Source organism: Peteryoungia algae, from assembly GCF_030369675.1.
Classification (GTDB): domain Bacteria; phylum Pseudomonadota; class Alphaproteobacteria; order Rhizobiales; family Rhizobiaceae; genus Allorhizobium; species Allorhizobium algae.
Genome location: NZ_CP128477.1, coordinates 3,076,633 through 3,091,929, shown reverse-complemented (window position 1 = coordinate 3,091,929; position 15,297 = coordinate 3,076,633). Strand labels below are relative to the sequence as shown.

At 60.9% G+C, this 15,297-nt stretch carries 17 protein-coding genes, 1 tRNA gene and 1 riboswitch; of the genes, 5 read left to right on the top strand and 13 right to left on the bottom strand.

Going from position 1 to position 15,297, the window contains the following annotated elements; genetic code table 11:
* Window positions 1–63: 63 nt before the first annotated feature.
* The 3 genes from QTL56_RS14680 to tesB form a co-directional block, all read right to left on the bottom strand.
* Entirely contained in the window at window positions 64–1,425 is a 1,362-nt protein-coding gene (locus QTL56_RS14680; RefSeq protein WP_245137285.1) for an ammonium transporter, read from the bottom strand.
* Window positions 1,426–1,452: 27 nt separating this feature from the next.
* Window positions 1,453–1,803 (bottom strand): P-II family nitrogen regulator, encoded by a 351-nt coding sequence (locus QTL56_RS14675; protein ID WP_162760140.1) that lies wholly within the window; start codon window positions 1,801–1,803, stop codon window positions 1,453–1,455.
* Between the two features lie 215 nt (window positions 1,804–2,018).
* A complete protein-coding gene (gene tesB / locus QTL56_RS14670) occupies window positions 2,019–2,903 on the bottom strand; it encodes an acyl-CoA thioesterase II (RefSeq protein WP_229575253.1) in 885 nt (294 codons plus the stop codon).
* Window positions 2,904–2,986: 83 nt separating this feature from the next.
* Here tesB and QTL56_RS14665 point away from each other — a divergent pair, with 83 nt between their 5' ends.
* Entirely contained in the window at window positions 2,987–4,201 is a 1,215-nt protein-coding gene (locus QTL56_RS14665) for a ubiquinone biosynthesis hydroxylase (RefSeq protein WP_245137286.1), read from the top strand.
* A gap of 42 nt (window positions 4,202–4,243) precedes the next feature.
* Here the strand turns inward: QTL56_RS14665 and QTL56_RS14660 are convergent, their stop codons facing one another.
* The 4 genes from QTL56_RS14660 to QTL56_RS14645 all read right to left on the bottom strand — a co-directional run bounded on the left by QTL56_RS14660 (window position 4,244) and on the right by QTL56_RS14645 (window position 6,751).
* Entirely contained in the window at window positions 4,244–4,441 is a 198-nt protein-coding gene (locus QTL56_RS14660) for a Trm112 family protein (protein WP_229575251.1), read from the bottom strand.
* Between the two features lie 4 nt (window positions 4,442–4,445).
* On the bottom strand, window positions 4,446–5,123 hold the full coding sequence (locus tag QTL56_RS14655) for an LON peptidase substrate-binding domain-containing protein (RefSeq protein WP_245137287.1): 678 nt from the start codon (window positions 5,121–5,123) through the stop codon (window positions 4,446–4,448).
* Between the two features lie 85 nt (window positions 5,124–5,208).
* A complete protein-coding gene (gene trxA, locus QTL56_RS14650) occupies window positions 5,209–6,183 on the bottom strand; it encodes a thioredoxin (protein WP_245137288.1) in 975 nt (324 codons plus the stop codon).
* Window positions 6,184–6,247: 64 nt separating this feature from the next.
* Window positions 6,248–6,751, bottom strand: a complete 504-nt coding sequence (locus QTL56_RS14645) for a prolyl-tRNA synthetase associated domain-containing protein (protein WP_370660295.1) — start codon at window positions 6,749–6,751, stop codon at window positions 6,248–6,250.
* A gap of 273 nt (window positions 6,752–7,024) precedes the next feature.
* Between QTL56_RS14645 and QTL56_RS14640 the strand changes: the two genes are divergently transcribed.
* Window positions 7,025–7,099, top strand: a tRNA-Gly gene (locus tag QTL56_RS14640).
* Between the two features lie 109 nt (window positions 7,100–7,208).
* Here QTL56_RS14640 and QTL56_RS14635 read toward each other — a convergent pair.
* The 5 genes from QTL56_RS14635 to QTL56_RS14615 form a co-directional block, all read right to left on the bottom strand.
* Complete coding sequence (locus QTL56_RS14635; RefSeq protein ID WP_245137289.1) at window positions 7,209–8,219, bottom strand: aldose epimerase family protein; 1,011 nt, start codon at window positions 8,217–8,219, stop codon at window positions 7,209–7,211.
* Between the two features lie 46 nt (window positions 8,220–8,265).
* Window positions 8,266–9,450, bottom strand: a complete 1,185-nt coding sequence (locus tag QTL56_RS14630; RefSeq protein ID WP_245137290.1) for a vWA domain-containing protein — start codon at window positions 9,448–9,450, stop codon at window positions 8,266–8,268.
* A gap of 82 nt (window positions 9,451–9,532) precedes the next feature.
* Window positions 9,533–10,462 carry a homoserine O-acetyltransferase MetA gene (gene metA, locus QTL56_RS14625; protein WP_245137291.1) on the bottom strand — a complete coding sequence of 310 codons (930 nt, stop codon included), beginning with the start codon at window positions 10,460–10,462 and terminating at the stop codon, window positions 9,533–9,535.
* Window positions 10,463–10,554: 92 nt separating this feature from the next.
* Window positions 10,555–10,632, bottom strand: a riboswitch (SAM riboswitch).
* A 112-nt stretch (window positions 10,633–10,744) separates the two neighbouring features.
* On the bottom strand, window positions 10,745–10,951 hold the full coding sequence (locus tag QTL56_RS14620) for a DUF1737 domain-containing protein (RefSeq protein ID WP_229575244.1): 207 nt from the start codon (window positions 10,949–10,951) through the stop codon (window positions 10,745–10,747).
* Window positions 10,948–11,871: an HpcH/HpaI aldolase/citrate lyase family protein gene (locus tag QTL56_RS14615; protein WP_245137292.1), complete on the bottom strand. Its 924-nt coding sequence runs from the start codon at window positions 11,869–11,871 to the stop codon at window positions 10,948–10,950. Before QTL56_RS14615 ends, QTL56_RS14620 begins: the two co-directional genes overlap by 4 nt.
* 110 nt (window positions 11,872–11,981) lie before the next feature.
* Between QTL56_RS14615 and QTL56_RS14610 the strand changes: the two genes are divergently transcribed.
* Window positions 11,982–12,212, top strand: coding sequence for a hypothetical protein (locus tag QTL56_RS14610; protein ID WP_229575242.1), 231 nt, complete (start codon window positions 11,982–11,984; stop codon window positions 12,210–12,212).
* 170 nt (window positions 12,213–12,382) lie between these two features.
* Window positions 12,383–12,988: a 3-isopropylmalate dehydratase small subunit gene (gene leuD, locus QTL56_RS14605; protein WP_245137293.1), complete on the top strand. Its 606-nt coding sequence runs from the start codon at window positions 12,383–12,385 to the stop codon at window positions 12,986–12,988.
* 55 nt (window positions 12,989–13,043) lie between these two features.
* Here the strand turns inward: leuD and QTL56_RS14600 are convergent, their stop codons facing one another.
* Complete coding sequence (locus QTL56_RS14600; RefSeq protein WP_245137294.1) at window positions 13,044–13,976, bottom strand: pyridoxal-phosphate dependent enzyme; 933 nt, start codon at window positions 13,974–13,976, stop codon at window positions 13,044–13,046.
* 175 nt (window positions 13,977–14,151) lie between these two features.
* Between QTL56_RS14600 and leuB the strand changes: the two genes are divergently transcribed.
* The gene (gene leuB / locus QTL56_RS14595) at window positions 14,152–15,264 is read left to right on the top strand and encodes a 3-isopropylmalate dehydrogenase (protein ID WP_229575239.1); all 1,113 of its coding nucleotides are present in this window, start codon (window positions 14,152–14,154) and stop codon (window positions 15,262–15,264) included.
* The last annotated feature ends 33 nt before the right edge of the window (window positions 15,265–15,297 follow it).

Sequence of the window (15,297 nt, the reverse complement as noted above, 5' to 3'; positions counted from 1 at the left end):
AAAACGCCCGGGCGATGAGACCCGGGCGCTGCCGCATTTTTTCGTTGGAGATCCCGAATGACCTCAGCTGTGGTAGGCGGCTTCGCCGTGCGAGGCGAGGTCGAGACCTTCGCGTTCGGCTTCGACCGTGACGCGCAGGCCAACCACCATGTCGACGATCTTGTAGAGGATGAAGGAGCCGATACCGCACCACAGGAGGGTGACAACAACTGCGTAGATCTGGGTCATGACCTGGCCACCCATGGTCACGCCGTCAGCGTAGCCGATGCCGCCGAGCGACGCCGATGCGAAGACGCCGGTGGCGACGGCGCCGAAGAGGCCGCCGATGCCGTGGACACCGAAGACGTCAGCGGTATCGTCGTATCCGAACTTGTTCTTCACGACGGCGACGAAGAAGTAGCACAGCGGCGATACCATCAGGCCCATGACGATTGCGCCCATCGGGCCAGCAATGCCGGCAGCCGGAGTGATCGCCACGAGTCCGGAGATCATGCCCGATGCTGCGCCGAGCATGGAAGCCTTGCCGCGGGTGAAGGTTTCAACCAGGCACCAGGAGACGACGGCTGCTGCGGTTGCGACGAAGGTGTTCACGGTCGCGAGCATCGCGCCGCCGCTGGCTTCCAGGTTGGAACCGGCATTGAAGCCGAACCAGCCGACCCAGAGCATGGCCGCGCCGACCAGGGTGAGGGTCATGGAGTGCGGAGCCATCATATCCTTGCCATAGCCCGTGCGCTTGCCGAGCATGATGGCGCCGATCAGACCCGCGACGCCGGCATTGATGTGGACGACGGTGCCACCGGCGAAGTCGAGTGCGCCCCAGCCGAAGAGCAGGCCGTTGGCATCCCAGACCATGTGGGCGATGGGGAAGTAGACCAAGGTGACCCAGAGCAGGCAGAAGAGAACCGATGCGGAAAACTTGATGCGTTCTGCAAAGGCGCCGACGATGAGTGCCGGGGTGATGGCGGCAAACGTCATCTGGAACATGATGAAGATGTATTCCGGAATGACCGCGTCAGAGAAGGTTGCCGCAGTGCTGTCCGGCGTGACGCCGGAAAGGAACAGCTTCGCGAAGCCGCCGAAGAAAGCGCTTTCCGAGCCGCCGAAGGCGAAGGAATAGCCGTAGATGACCCATGCGAGCATGATGGTCGAGCCGATGACCGTGCACTGCATGAGAACGGAAAGCATGTTCTTGGCGCGAACCAGGCCGCCATAGAACAGGGCCAGACCCGGAATGAGCATGAAGAGCACGAGGATCGTGCAGAGGAACATGAAGGCGGTATCGCCCTTGTCCGGAACCGGTGCGGCGGCAACTGCTTCCGCAGCCGCCGGCGCGGTTTCCTGTGCGTAGGCGACAACCGGCGCCAGCAGGGCTGCCGACGCGGCGCCAAGGCGCACGAGATTGGAATTCAACTTGGCAAATGACATCAGTAACAACTCCCCTAACAGCCGTTCTTACAGAGCTTCGGTATTGGTTTCGCCAGTGCGGATCCGCACAGCCTGGTCGATCGAGTAGACAAAGATCTTGCCATCGCCGATCTGGCCGGTCTTGGCAGCAGAAGCGATCGCTTCGACGGCCTTGTCGGCGAGTTCGGACGAGACGGCGATCTCGATCTTCAGTTTCGGCAGAAAGCTGACGGCGTATTCGGTGCCGCGATAGATTTCAGTGTGCCCCTTCTGGCGACCATAGCCCTTGACCTCGGTCACGGTCAGGCCCTGGATCCCCACAGCCGTCAAGGCTTCGCGTACCTCGTCCAGCTTGAACGGCTTGATGATAGCCATCACAATCTTCATCTGGTTTCCCATCCTTTGCTTGTCCTCGGCTCGGAGCCGACTCTCCTTGCCGCCGGCAGGAACTTTCGCGCAGCGACTGACGAGTAACATTCAAAAGGCGTGCCAGATTCAAAATTCTCTATAAGTTATTGAAATGTAAAGGGTCTGAGAAGTGGAGCTAATTAACGGGCAAATGAATGCGCAATGTGCGCATAAAAAATGAGCAGAAAAGTAAAAATGATAGCTTTTTAGTCATTTGCCCGTTTGCGGATCAGGCCCTCCTGAGCGACCGACGCAACAAGCCTCCCGTCTCGGGTGAATATGCTCCCACGGGTCATCCCGCGCGCACCGGCGGCGCTAGGGCTGTCCTGGGTGTAAAGCAGCCAGTCGTCCAGCCTGCAGGGTCTGTGAAACCACATGGCATGGTCGAGGCTCGCAACCTGCAGCTCCGGATCGAAGATCGAGGTGCCGTGCGCATAAAGCGAGGTGTCGAGCAAGGTCATATCCGAGAGATAGGCGAGGATCGCGGTCTGGAGGTGCCGGTCATTCGGCACCAATCCCGAAGCGCGCACCCATATATGGGCTTCGGGCTCGAGCTTCTCCCGTGACATATAATGCGTGAGGGACGTCGGGCGGATCTCGATCGGGCGTTCCCGACCCCAGTATTTCTTTACCGTATCGGGAGCCTGGGCGAGGAAGGCGGCGCGGAATTCGGCTTCACCCATCAGGGTCTCTGGTGCGGGAACATCGGGGATCGTCACCTGATGGTCAAAGCCGGGTTCTTCGACCTGGAAGGACGCCGACATCGAAAAAATTGCCTTTCCATGCTGGATCGCGACCACCCGGCGAGTGGTGAAGGAGGACCCGTCCCGAATGCGCTCGACCTGATAGACGATCGGAATTGACGGATCGCCAGGGCGCATGAAGTAGGCGTGCAGCGAATGGACGATGCGGTCCGGGTCGACGCAGCGTTGCGCCGCGATCAGCGCCTGCGCAATCACCAGGCCGCCAAAGACCCGTTGCCAGCCGTTTTGCGGGCTGCTTCCGCGAAACAGGTTTTCCTCCAGCTTTTCAAGATCGAGACGCTCGATCAGGTCCTGCATGGGTTTGGTCTGTCCAACTGGCTGCGACATAATGCATTGCTCCGCTTATAGGCACCCGTTCAAGGCTGATCTATATAGGTGTCGTCAGGTCTACAAGAACAAAGGAAATCGCCATGCTGGATGTGCTCGTCGTCGGCGGTGGCTATGTCGGTCTCTCCGCAGCCGTTGCCATGAAGCAGGCCGCGCCCCACCTTGCGATCGAAGTCGTGGAGGCTGCACCCGAGGAGGCCTGGAAAAAGGATCTGCGGGCGTCCGCGATCATCGCTTCCGCCACCAAGATGCTGGATGTTTTCGGCCTCTGGGATCGGATCGAGCCGGATGCCCAGCCGATCAACCGGATGATCGTCACGGATTCCAAGACGTCTGATCCTGTGCGTCCGGTCTTCCTGACCTTCGACGGTGCTATAGAGGATGGCCGTCCCTTTGCCCACATGATCCCGAATGTCAGCATGGTTGCGGCCTTGAGGGACGCTTGCGCGGAGCATGGGATCACCATCCGTCACGGGCTGCGCGCCACCGGTTTCCGCGATACGGGCCCGAGCGCCGAGCTGACGCTTTCCGATGGCAGCGTCATGTCATCGCGGCTCGTTGTTGCCTGTGACGGGGTGCGCTCCAAGCTGCGCGATCTCGCCGGCATCAAGACGGTGACATGGCAATATGGCCAGTCCGGCATCGTCACGACCGTCGAACATGAGCGCCCGCATCAGGGCGTTGCCGAGGAGCACTTTCTCCCGGCTGGCCCCTTCGCCATCCTGCCGCTCAAGGGCAACCGCTCGTCGCTCGTCTGGACGGAGCCCACCGAGGTTGCCGACAGGCTCGTTGCTTCCGACGACCTTGTCTTCGAAGCGGAACTCGAACGCCGCTTCGGGCACAAGCTCGGGGCCATCCGCGCCACTCAGGATCGCCGTGCGTTTCCCCTTGGCCTGACGCTTGCCCGTGCGTTCATCGCGCCCCGGCTGGCGCTCGCCGGTGATGCGGCCCATGGCATTCATCCCATATCCGGGCAGGGGCTCAACCTCGGTTTCAAGGACGTCGCCGCACTCGCCGAAACGGTTGTCGAGGCAGACCGGCTGGGACTCGATATCGGCTCCGTCAACGTGCTCGAGCGCTATCAGATCTGGCGCCGATTCGACACGTTCCGCATGGGGGTGACGACAGACGTGCTCAGCCGACTGTTCTCCAACGATATGACGCCGATCCGCGTCATGCGTGACTTCGGGCTGGGCGTCGTCGATCGTATTCCGGCGTTGAAGAGCTATTTCATCCGCGAAGCGGCGGGAGCGTCCGGTCGAGACCGACCACGCCTGCTGGGCGGACAAAGCATCTGAGCAACTGGTGCCGATTTCAATAAGACAACTTGCCGGACTGTCTCAGGCCGGCATTTCGAGCTTGCGTGCTTCCGACACCAGCATGATCGGGATGCCGTCGCGGATCGGATAAGCCAGTCTCGCTTTTTCCGAGACGAGTTCGTTCTTGTCCCGATCCCATTTGAGGGTGCCCTGCGTCAGCGGGCACACCAGAAGTTCGAGCATCTTGGGGTCGACGAGGCTGGTTGGATTGTCGGCCATCCGGTCACTGCAACATGGTGTCGCCATCGCCGAATGTTCGGGCGAGCACGATTTCGGTAATGGCGATCAGGGTTTCGGCACGTGTCTTCAAGTCGGGCGCCTCGAGCAGCGCCTGCTTCTCCGGTGGCCCGAAGGGGGACATCATCGAGAGCGAATTCACCAAGGTGAGGTTCGATGCGCGCTCGACACTCTCCCAATCCGCTTCCAGCTTGTTGGCTTCGAGATAGGCCTTGAAGGCGGCCAGCAGGCCAGCTCGATCCACTTGCACTTCGTCGTCTGCGGTGGAGAGATCGGCAACGAAGGGCGCGATATGGAAACTCCGGAACGGTTTGCTGGTCGTCACCTCGTCCATGAGCCTGAAACGGCAGACGCCGGCGAGAGAAATGATGTAGCGGCCGTCGCCTGTCTCTGTGAAGGATGTCACACGCCCCAGGCAGCCGACCGGCGCCAGATGCGGACGTTCAGGCAGGATATTGGCATGCACTTCTGACATGGCAGGTTGAATCATCCCTATGAGGCGGTTGCCAGCCATCGCCGCATCGAACATTGCCAGATAGCGCGGCTCGAAGATGTTCAGTGGGAGTTGTCCGCCGGGGAGCAACAGCACGCCGGAGATTGGAAAGACCGGGACCGTCTCTGGGAGGTCCTCGGCCGTCAGATATCGGGCATTTCCCACTTGCATCGAAGCACATCCTGTCCGGAAGATCCGGTGTTCATTCCTTCTTCTATCTGGGTCGCGCCGACCAAAACTCAAGGCCGGAGGCGGCTCACGAAAAAAGGATCGAAGACAGCTTGCGCCGCGCCATGACTGTTGCCGGGTCCGTGGGACCCCAAACTTCGAAGAATTGCAGCAGCTGCTTGCGCGCGCCATCGTCGTCGAAAGTCCGATCACGCTTCATGATCAGAAGCAAATGCTCGGCTGCCTCCTCGCGACGTCCTTCGACATTGCGGATCTTGGCCAGTTTCGTGCGCGACTCGTGATCGTCGGGATCGAGAGACAGCGTGTGTTCAAGTGCCACAGGGTCACCCAGCTTGCGGGCCTCATCAATCTGGTCGAGCCGCTTCAACAGCGCCTGGACTTCCGGTGCCTTGGCGAGTTCCTCGGGCATCTGGGTCAGCAGTTCGCGCGCCCGCTGATGCTGGTTGGCGCCGATCATGCAGTCGGCGAGGCCGGCAATCGCCCGGGTATTGTCCGGGTCCGCCTGCAGAATGGCGGCGAAAAGCTGCGCTGCGCCATCAATGTCGCCGGTCGAGAGCAGGCCGGAGGCTTCTTCCAGGACTGCCGCGATCTCGGCGGCCTGGTCGGCACCGGCGGGGCCCGCCACCTTGTCGATGAAGGCCTTGACCTGGCTCTCGGGCAGCGCTCCCATGAAACCGTCCGCCGGACGTCCGTCGACGAATGCGACCACAGCCGGAATCGACTGGATGCCGAGCTGTCCGGCAACGGACGGATGGTCGTCAATGTTCATCTTGACCAGCTTGACGCGCCCGCCAGCCTCGTTGACGGCCTTCTCGATGATCGGGGTCAACTGCTTGCAGGGACCGCACCAAGGGGCCCAGAAATCGACCAGAACCGGCTGGTTGCGGGATTCGTCCATCACGTCGCGGGCGAAATTCGCCGTCGTTGTATCCTTGATCAGATCTGCGGCCGGCGCGGAACCTTCAGGAGCGCCATTGAACTGGGCCTTGGCTGTCATGGTCTGGTTGCCATAGCCGCCGTAAGGGTTGCCGTATTCGCTCATCGTGCATCTCCCGCCTGTTTCGCAGCCTTCGCGCGGCCGCCGTCCTTGCCGATAAGATCGTATGTCAGGCCGTGACTTTCAAGACAAGCGGCGTGTGGCCGGTCGCTGCCATGAAGCGGATCAGGTCTTCACGGCCAATCGACGTCGTCGCATCGTTGGAGAGCGGGTGACAATTGATGATGTCGTGTTGCATCAGGGCCTCGTCCAGAACAAAGGTGACGTTCCGGCCAGTGTCGTTGATCGCGCCGAAGGCGGTCACCGAGCCGGGCGCAACGCCCAGATATTCCATCAGCTTTTCCGGCTTGCCGAACGATACCTTGCTCGCGGCGTCGATGATCGTGTGTACGGTTTTCAGATCGACCGCGGCATTTTCTTCGACCGTCAGCAGGAAGAAGTTGTCCTTCTTGTCCTTCACGAAGAGGTTCTTCGTGTGGCCGCCTGGGATCTCGTCACGCAGCGAAACCGATTCCGCCACCGTGAAGACGGGCGGATGGCTCTTCGTCTTGTGCGCTATTCCCAAATCATCCAGGAAACGGAAGAGATCATCTGGTGTTTTCGGCGTCATCATGGGGCCTCGCTTCGATTGTCTGTCGATTGGTCCGATCCTGTACCGGAATTTCCTTTGAGCGATAGGCCCAAGACCGACATGCTGCAATCTTTCCTGCAGCCGAAAACCCCGGAAAAGGTGAGCTTTCTCAGTCTCTTGCGCCGCGGTTGAATTTTTTTCGCGCCGATCCGTCATTTCCCTGTTGCATTTGAAAATCGGTTGGGCCATATAGCGCCCGTCGCCGCAAGACGGACGGCCCACGATCCAGACACTACCCCAGGATCGAGGTTATGAGCGGGTGTAGCTCAGGGGTAGAGCACAACCTTGCCAAGGTTGGGGTCGAGCGTTCGAATCGCTTCACCCGCTCCATTCTTTCTCCTCAAGAGACATTTTGGGATCATGCGCCGCGGTCCTGGCGCTGCTGGCTTCGTGCATGTTTTGCCGGCCGCAGGTTTCCCCGCAGCCGGCGGTCCTCGGCTCACGCCTTCGAGAAGTTGTAGTCCGTTTCCTGGCGCAGCACTTCACCGGGGCGCAGAACTGCGTTCGGGAAGTTCGGATGGTTGATCGCGTCCGGCCAGACCTGCGTTTCCATGCAGAAGCCGGCGAAGGCGCCGTAGCGGCGGCCTTCGAGGCCAGGAACGGCTGGAGCGACCTTGCCGCCGGCATAGAACTGAACGCCCGGTTCGGTCGTCAGGATCTCCATGGTCACGCCGGAATTGACGCTGCGCGCCAGCGCAACGCTGCGCTTGGACACGCGGCTGCTGGAAAAGCAGAAGTTGTGGTCGTAGCCGAGTTGCGCGCCATCGACTTCGAGGCGGATCGGCCGCATCTCGCGGAAGTCGAAGGCCGTGTTTTCGACCGGGCGGATTTCGCCTGTCGGGATCATTCTGCCGTCGACAGGGGTGTAGTGATCGGCGGCGATCATCAGGTCATGACCCAGAATGTCGGGGCGGCCATCGAGATTGAAGTAGGCATGGTGACAGACATTGGCGATCGTCGGCTTGTCGGTCACCGTTTCATAGACGGCCGAGAAAACACCGCCGGCTTTGAGTGCAAAGGTGGCGCAGGTGCGCGTGGTGCCCGGGTAGCCGGCGCGTCCGTCCGGATCGGTGATCTCCATCTGGACGAAGTCGGGGCCGAGTTCGAGGATCACCCAGTTCCGGCGCCCCATGCCGTCCGAGCCGCCATGAAGGTGACTGACACCGCGCTCGTTGAGCTCAAGCTGATGATCGACGCCATCAAGAGTGAATCGGCCATCGCCTATCCGGTTCGCACAGCGTCCGGGTGTCGCGCCGAAATAGGGTGAATGATCGAGATAGCCGGCAAGATCTTCGAAGCCGAGCACCAGAGGAGCGTCGTGACCTTCGAGACGCAGATCCTGCAACACAGCACCGAAGGTGAGGATCGAGGCGGTCAGGCCGCCTCCCTTCAGGACCACTTTCTCCACTGCGTCTCCCGTTGGCATCACGCCGAACACAGTCCTCGTCATCGCGTCGTTTCCTCGCTTTGTCTCATTGTTGTCTATTGTTTCGCGGTCACCGCGCCAGTTCGCGTGCGGCGGCTTCCAGGCCACCGAGCGTCAGGGCATGCATTCGGTTCCCAATCAGATTTCGAATCAGGCCCACCGACATCGTATAGTCCCAACGTGTCTCCGGCAGGGGATTGATCCAGAGATGCCGCGGGAAGTGATCTGTGAGCCGCGTCAGCCAGGTCGCGCCACTCTCGGCGTTCCAGTGCTCGACCGAGCCGCCCGGATGTGTGACCTCATAGGGGCTCATCGCCGCATCGCCGACAAAGATCAGCCGGTAGTCCGGCCCGAACGTGCGGATGACGTCGAGGGTCGACATGGCATCTGAATGGCGGCGTTGGTTGTCCTTCCAGACCTTCTCATATGGGCAGTTGTGGAAGTAGAAATATTCCATGTGCCGGAATTCGGAGCGTGCGGCCGAGAACAGCTCCTCGATCTCGCGGACATGGTCGTCCATCGAGCCGCCGATGTCGAAGAACATCAGCAGCTTCACGGCATTGCGCCGTTCGGGCCGGGTCTTCACGTCGAGATAGCCGTGTTCGGCGGTCGAGCGGATCGTGCCGGAGAGATCCAGCTCCTCTGCGGCTCCCTCGCGCACGAAGCGACGCAATCGTCGCAGCGCCACCTTGATGTTGCGCGTGCCCAATTCGACGCGGTCATCGAGATTGCGGAACTCGCGCTGGTCCCAGACCTTCACCGCTTTCCGGTGCCGGCTTTCGTTCTGGCCGATGCGCACGCCTTCCGGATTGTAGCCATAAGCGCCGAAGGGCGACGTGCCGGCCGTGCCGACCCACTTATTGCCGCCCTGGTGGCGCTCCTTCTGCTCCGCGAGACGTTGCCTGAGGGTCTCCATCAGCTTCTCGAAGCCGCCCAGTGCCTCGATCAGCTTCTTGTCTTCGTCCGAGAGGTGCTTCTCGCCGAGGCGGCGCAGCCAGTCTTCCGGGATCACGCCCGCATCGATGCGCTTGTTGGCATCTCCACTGAAAATGCCGCCGAAAATCTCTGAAAAGACCCGATCGAAACGATCGATGAAACGCTCGTCCTTCACCAGCGTGGTGCGGGCGAGATAGTAGAAGCCATCCGGATCGAAATCGACAAGGCCCGCCTGAAGGCCTTGCAGCAGAGCGAGGTATTCCCGCAGCGTCACAGGAACCTTCTCTTCTTTCAATCGCAGGAAAAACGGCAGAAACATCGATCAGAATAGGCTCGGTTTATCGGCGGCCGCATCCTGTCACAGAGCGACCAGCCTGTCCCGCCAAAAACGGCCTGCGGTATCAGCGTGTTACACCGCTGCCGATCTCATTCAGGTCATAGGGCGTCATCTGGTAGATCTCATTGATCCAGTTGCCAAACAGCAGATGCGCATGGCCGCGCCAGCGGTTGAGCGGGGGGAGTGCGTCATCGTTGTGGGGGAAGTAATTGTGGGGCAGCTTGATCGGAATTCCGGCAGACTTGTCGCGGAAATATTCGTCGCCCAGCGAGGTCGAGTCATATTCCACGTGATTGAACATATAGAGGCGGTTGGCGCGCTTCTCCTGCACCAGGCAGACGCCCATCTCGTCGGATTCCAGCAGGATTTCCAGGTCCGATATCTTCTCGATGTCGGCGCGGCGAACTTCCGTCCAGCGCGAGACCGGCACCTGAAAATCGTCCGAAAACCCGTTGAGATAGACCGATGAGGGCGCGAGGTTTCGATGGCGATAGACGCCAAACGCCTTTTCCTTCAGCGGATGTTTCGGAACCTTGTGGAAGTGGTAGATGGCAGCCATGCCGCCCCAGCAAACATTCATGGTCGAATGCACGTTGGTCTCGGTCCAATCAAGGATCTGCTCGAGTTCCGGCCAATAGGTAACCTCCTCGAAGGGCAGGGTCTCGATCGGGGCGCCGGTGATGATGAAGCCGTCGAACTTGCGGTGCTTCACCTCGTCCCAGGTCTGGTAGAAGGACAGAAGATGGTCTTCCGGCGTGTTCTTGGCCTTGTGGCCGCCGACACGGACGAGTGTCAGCTCCACCTGCAGCGGCGAGGCGCCGATCAGCCGGGCGAACTGGACTTCGGTCTTGATCTTGTTCGGCATGAGGTTGAGCAGGCCGATCTGCAGTGGGCGAATGTCCTGGCGGATAGCCATGGTTTCGGTCATGACCCGCACGCCCTCATGCACGAGGGTCTCAAAGGCGGGCAGCGTATCGGGAATCCTGATCGGCATCTTACTCTCGACTTTCCTTGTTACGGCGGTCTTCGGACCGCGGAAACAAAAATACCGGCGGCTTCAATATCGCCACCGGTCCTCGGAAAGTCTGATAACTCGCCTCGGCCCTTTAGCGACTTATTTTACGTGGCTGCAAGCCGGCCGGCCAAATCACCACGGAACAAGGCGTTTTACCCCTGTCCGGACTGCGAATCAATGGGGTTCGGCCAGGCATGGAGGCACAGCCGGGCAGCGCGCCGGAAAGCCAGTTTCGCCCTCGCCGGCTGTGTGGCGAGCTGGCTATTGCTCGCCGAGTTTCATCGACGGATCATAGTCCTTGCCATGCACGGTCTTCACCACGGCCTGGCCGCAATACATCTTGTTCTCGGCCGCATTGAAGGAGTGGCTCGGGGAGCCATGCAGTTCCCAACCCTTGTTGAGGGCATCGGTGACGCGGTGGCAGAAGCTGGAATCGTCAGGGCCGGTGAGGAAACGATAGACTTTCATGGTGACTTGTCCTTTCTGGCGTCGATCAGGGCGACCTTGGCGAGAAGGCGCGTCGCCTCCTCGGCATGCAGCTTCTCGATCATGCGCCCATCGATGTTGATGACGTTGAGGCCCGCATGGGCCGGGTCGGCGAAAGCATTGGCCACTATGCGGGCGTCGATGATTGCCGCCTCGTCGGGTCCGAAATGTTGGTTGGCGGGACTGATCTGGGCCGGATGGATCAGCATCTTTCCGTCGAACCCCATGCCGCGCCCTTGCGCGCACTCGGCTGACAGAGCTTCGAGATCGCGGAAATCGTTCGAGACACTGTCGATGACATCAAGTCCATAGGCACGGGCCGCGAGCACGACCTGCATCAGATAAGGCACGAGATAGGTGCGCCCCGGCGCCTCCGGGATGCCGGTCGCCTTGCGCAGGTCGTTCAAGCCGACGACCAAGGCATCGAGCCGGCTGTCGCTTGTCCGGCCGGCGGAGGCGATCGCTGCACCGTTGAGGATGCCGCGCGGGGTTTCGATCATTGCCCAGATCCTGAGACCTTCCGCCGCAGCGTGCTCGCCGAGACGATCCGCAACGTCCTGAACCGTCACCGGCTCTTCGACCTTCGGGAGAAGGACGGCGTCGGGCGCTGCAGCAAGGATGAGGTTCATGTCCTCGAGAAAATGGGGTGTATCCGTCGCGTTGATGCGAATGATGCGCTCGCGATGTCCGAGGTCAGAATTCGTCAGGAATGTCAGAAGCTTGTCTCGCGCTTCCGCCTTCCGGTCTTCGGCAACCGAGTCCTCGAGGTCGAAAATCACCGCGTCGCAGTCGAGGCTAGGCACCTTTTGCAGGGCCCGTTCGTTGACCGCCGGCACCGTCAGCACGGACCGACGCAACCGAGAGGGGTGGTGAAAGCGAAAGGAGAATGGCTCTGAAGTCATGGGCGAGTTCTGGCAAGCTTTGGCCGACCACGCAAGATGACAATTGGGTGAAAGCCCCTTGCAATGCTGGAGAAGAAGGGCCACCTTGGCTGGCGAGAAAGGACACGATCATGCAAAATATCCGCTCTGCCGCCTATGCCATTGCCGGCCTCGCATTTGTCGGTATCGCAGCCGCTTTCGCGGTCTCGCTGACGCTTGTCATCGGGGCGCTCCTCACCGTGACGCTCGGTGCTCGCATGCTGATGGGCAAGACGAAGCGCGCTCCGGTCTATGCGAAGGCAAAACCGAGCGAGGGCGTGCGCGTCTGGAACGACGGCAAGGGCACCATCATCGATCTCTGATCGTTCAGGACTGCGATCCGTCTCCGACCCGCGCGCGGGTGAGAGGATAGACACGTGGGCAAATCCTGCGGGCCCGCATCCGTCATTTGCAAGAATCTCCTTCAATTTCTCGCGGTTTTGCTCTATGGGCGGGACACCAAACCCGCATTAGCCAGATCGAAGGCAGATTGATGGACAAGTTCGTAAAGCTCACCGGTGTCGCAGCACCGCTTCCGGTCGTCAACGTCGACACGGACATGATCATTCCGAAGGACTATCTGAAGACCATCAAGCGCACCGGTCTCGGCACTGGCCTCTTCGCGGAGGCTCGCTACAAGGAAGACGGTTCGGAGAACCCGGATTTCGTCCTGAACAAGCCGGCCTACCGCAATGCGCAGATCCTCGTTGCCGGCGACAATTTCGGCTGCGGTTCCTCGCGCGAACATGCTCCCTGGGCCTTGCTGGACTTCGGTATCCGCTGCGTGATCTCGACGTCCTTCGCCGATATTTTCTACAACAACTGCTTCAAGAACGGCATCCTGCCGATCATCGTCAGCCACAGCGATCTGGACAAGCTGATGGATGACGCTAGCCGCGGTTCGAATGCCGTGCTGACCGTCGATCTGGAAGCCTCGGAAATCACCGGTCCCGATGGCGGCCGGATCTCGTTCGAAATCGATGCCTTCAAGCGCCATTGCCTGCTAAACGGCCTCGATGACATCGGCCTGACGCTCGAAAAGGCATCGAATATCACGAGTTTCGAACAGTCCAACGCTGCGCAGCGCCCCTGGGCCTGAGACCAGGCGGATGTGAGACAATCAAGCCGGGCGTGAGCCCGGCTTTTTTATTGGTTCAGAGGAAGCGCGTGCGCCATGTCTCGAGTGACGCGAGCGACACGCCGATCCCGCCGCACACCTCGACGAGCGGCGCCTTGAAGCGCGACAGCAGATCGGCATGCACATCTGCAACGGCGAGTGCTGCACCACAGGCCGGTTCGACCAGAATCCGCTGCGCATCGGCGAATTTCAGGCAGGCCGCGACAGCCTGTGCATCGGTTACCGTGACGCTCTCGATCGGATGGGTGTCCAGCAAGTCGAAGACATGCTGTGCGACCTGCCGTGCGCCAAGCGAATTGGCGATCGAGGTGATCGCCGGCAGGGTCACGCGCTCTTTCGCAGCGACCGCGGCATTCAGGGAGGCCGCACCTTCTGTTTCGACCGCGACAACGGGGATGTCCGGCAAGCCATTGCGGCGCAGGCCCTCGACAATGCCGGCCAGAAGCCCACCGCCGCCGACGCTGGTGATCACGCAGTCGAAGGCTGCGCCTGATTTCACCACCTCATCGATCAAGGTGGCATGACCTTCCCAGAGCAGCGGGTGGTCATAGGGATGGACATAGGCGGCCCTGCGTTCGGCGGCGAGCGCAACGGCATGGGCATTGGCCTCATCGAAAACCTGCCCGTGGACGAGTACATTGGCGCCGGTTGCCGCGATGCGGGCACGAACCGCTTCGGATGTCGTTTCGGGGACGACGATGGTTACCGGGACCTGCAATGCGCGGCCCGCCACCGCGGCTGCGATCCCGGCGTTGCCGCCGGACGCGCAGAAGATCTCCTTCGCACCCTTCGCAACCTCGTGCTGGCAGAGAAGGCCAACGCCTCTCAGCTTGAAGCTGCCGGAAGGCTGCAATGCATCGATCTTCAGCCAGAGCGGCAGGCCGCTGGCACTGTAGTCGGCGGCGGTTCTGAGCAGGGGAGTTTCGATATGGAGCGGCGAGAGCGGCATGTGGGATGGGTCCAATTGGCAGAGGCGCCTTTTTGGACCCGCAGCCGGTCTGCGGTCAACGGCGTTATCCCTGTCATGGCAGACCTCGATGCGTACCGTTTCCGGCCTATCTCGCTTGAAATGGCCGTGCCCCGGGCGTAAGAAGCCGCGACTTCTATTCGAGTGGAGGGTTTCCATGACGGCTCGCAATCTTCTTCTGCTGCCCGGTGACGGCATCGGCCCAGAGGCCATGACCGAAGTTCGCAAGATCATTGCCTATATGAATGAGGCGCAGGGTGCCGGGTTCGTGACGGACGAAGGTCTCGTCGGGGGCTCCGCCTATGACGCCCATGGGGCGGCGATTTCAGAAGAAGACATGGCAAAGGCGCTTTCTGCCGACGCCGTGCTGTTCGGTGCCGTGGGTGGTCCGAAGTGGGATGACGTGCCCTACGAGGTACGCCCGGAAGCCGGACTGCTGCGCCTGCGCAAGGATCTCGAGCTTTTCGCCAATCTGCGCCCGGCCATCTGCTACCCGGCGCTTGCCAATGCTTCCTCGCTGAAGCCTGAGCTGGTCGAGGGTCTCGATATCCTCATCGTTCGCGAGCTGACCGGTGGCGTCTATTTCGGTGAGCCGAAGACCATCACCGATCTCGGCAATGGCCAGAAGCGCGCCATCGATACCCAGGTCTACGACACCTACGAAATCGAACGCATCTCGGCCGTCGCCTTCGAACTGGCCCGGACCCGTGGCAACCGCGTCTGCTCGATGGAAAAGCGCAACGTCATGAAGTCCGGCGTCCTGTGGAACCAGGTCGTGACCGCGACGCACAAGGAGAAGTTCTCCGACGTCAAGCTCGACCACATGCTGGCCGACGCCGGCGGCATGCAGCTCGTCCGTGCGCCGAAGCAGTTCGACGTCATCGTGACTGACAATCTGTTCGGCGACATGCTCTCCGACGTCGCGGCCATGCTGACGGGCTCACTAGGTATGCTGCCTTCCGCCTCGCTTGGTGCTCCGGATGCGAAGACGGGCAAGCGCAAGGCACTCTATGAGCCGGTGCACGGTTCGGCCCCTGACATCGCCGGCACGGGTGTCGCCAACCCGATCGCCATGATTGCCTCGTTCGCCATGTGCCTGCGCTATTCCTTCAACATGGTTGCGGAGGCCGATCGTCTGGAGAAGGCTATCGCTAACGTCCTCGACAAGGGCATCCGTACCGGCGACATCATGGCCGAGGGTTGCCGTCAGGTTGGTACGGTCGAGATGGGCGATGCCATCCTCGCCGAGTTTCAGGCACTCTCGGCCTGAAAACACATTTCTGGCTCGACTTCAGCGGCGCGG

Bases quoted from the DNA above. Each gene is read 5' to 3' on its own strand.
- QTL56_RS14680 (WP_245137285.1), bottom strand. From the start codon at position 1,425: ATGTCATTTGCCAAGTTGAATTCCAATCTCGTGCGCCTTGGCGCCGCG.
- QTL56_RS14675 (WP_162760140.1), bottom strand. From the start codon at position 1,803: ATGGGAAACCAGATGAAGATTGTGATGGCTATCATCAAGCCGTTCAAG.
- tesB (WP_229575253.1), bottom strand. From the start codon at position 2,903: ATGTCGCAGCCAGTTGGACAGACCAAACCCATGCAGGACCTGATCGAG.
- QTL56_RS14665 (WP_245137286.1), top strand. From the start codon at position 2,987: ATGCTGGATGTGCTCGTCGTCGGCGGTGGCTATGTCGGTCTCTCCGCA.
- QTL56_RS14660 (WP_229575251.1), bottom strand. From the start codon at position 4,441: ATGGCCGACAATCCAACCAGCCTCGTCGACCCCAAGATGCTCGAACTT.
- QTL56_RS14655 (WP_245137287.1), bottom strand. From the start codon at position 5,123: ATGCAAGTGGGAAATGCCCGATATCTGACGGCCGAGGACCTCCCAGAG.
- trxA (WP_245137288.1), bottom strand. From the start codon at position 6,183: ATGAGCGAATACGGCAACCCTTACGGCGGCTATGGCAACCAGACCATG.
- QTL56_RS14645 (WP_370660295.1), bottom strand. From the start codon at position 6,751: ATGATGACGCCGAAAACACCAGATGATCTCTTCCGTTTCCTGGATGAT.
- QTL56_RS14635 (WP_245137289.1), bottom strand. From the start codon at position 8,219: ATGACGAGGACTGTGTTCGGCGTGATGCCAACGGGAGACGCAGTGGAG.
- QTL56_RS14630 (WP_245137290.1), bottom strand. From the start codon at position 9,450: ATGTTTCTGCCGTTTTTCCTGCGATTGAAAGAAGAGAAGGTTCCTGTG.
- metA (WP_245137291.1), bottom strand. From the start codon at position 10,462: ATGCCGATCAGGATTCCCGATACGCTGCCCGCCTTTGAGACCCTCGTG.
- QTL56_RS14620 (WP_229575244.1), bottom strand. From the start codon at position 10,951: ATGAAAGTCTATCGTTTCCTCACCGGCCCTGACGATTCCAGCTTCTGC.
- QTL56_RS14615 (WP_245137292.1), bottom strand. From the start codon at position 11,871: ATGACTTCAGAGCCATTCTCCTTTCGCTTTCACCACCCCTCTCGGTTG.
- QTL56_RS14610 (WP_229575242.1), top strand. From the start codon at position 11,982: ATGCAAAATATCCGCTCTGCCGCCTATGCCATTGCCGGCCTCGCATTT.
- leuD (WP_245137293.1), top strand. From the start codon at position 12,383: ATGGACAAGTTCGTAAAGCTCACCGGTGTCGCAGCACCGCTTCCGGTC.
- QTL56_RS14600 (WP_245137294.1), bottom strand. From the start codon at position 13,976: ATGCCGCTCTCGCCGCTCCATATCGAAACTCCCCTGCTCAGAACCGCC.
- leuB (WP_229575239.1), top strand. From the start codon at position 14,152: ATGACGGCTCGCAATCTTCTTCTGCTGCCCGGTGACGGCATCGGCCCA.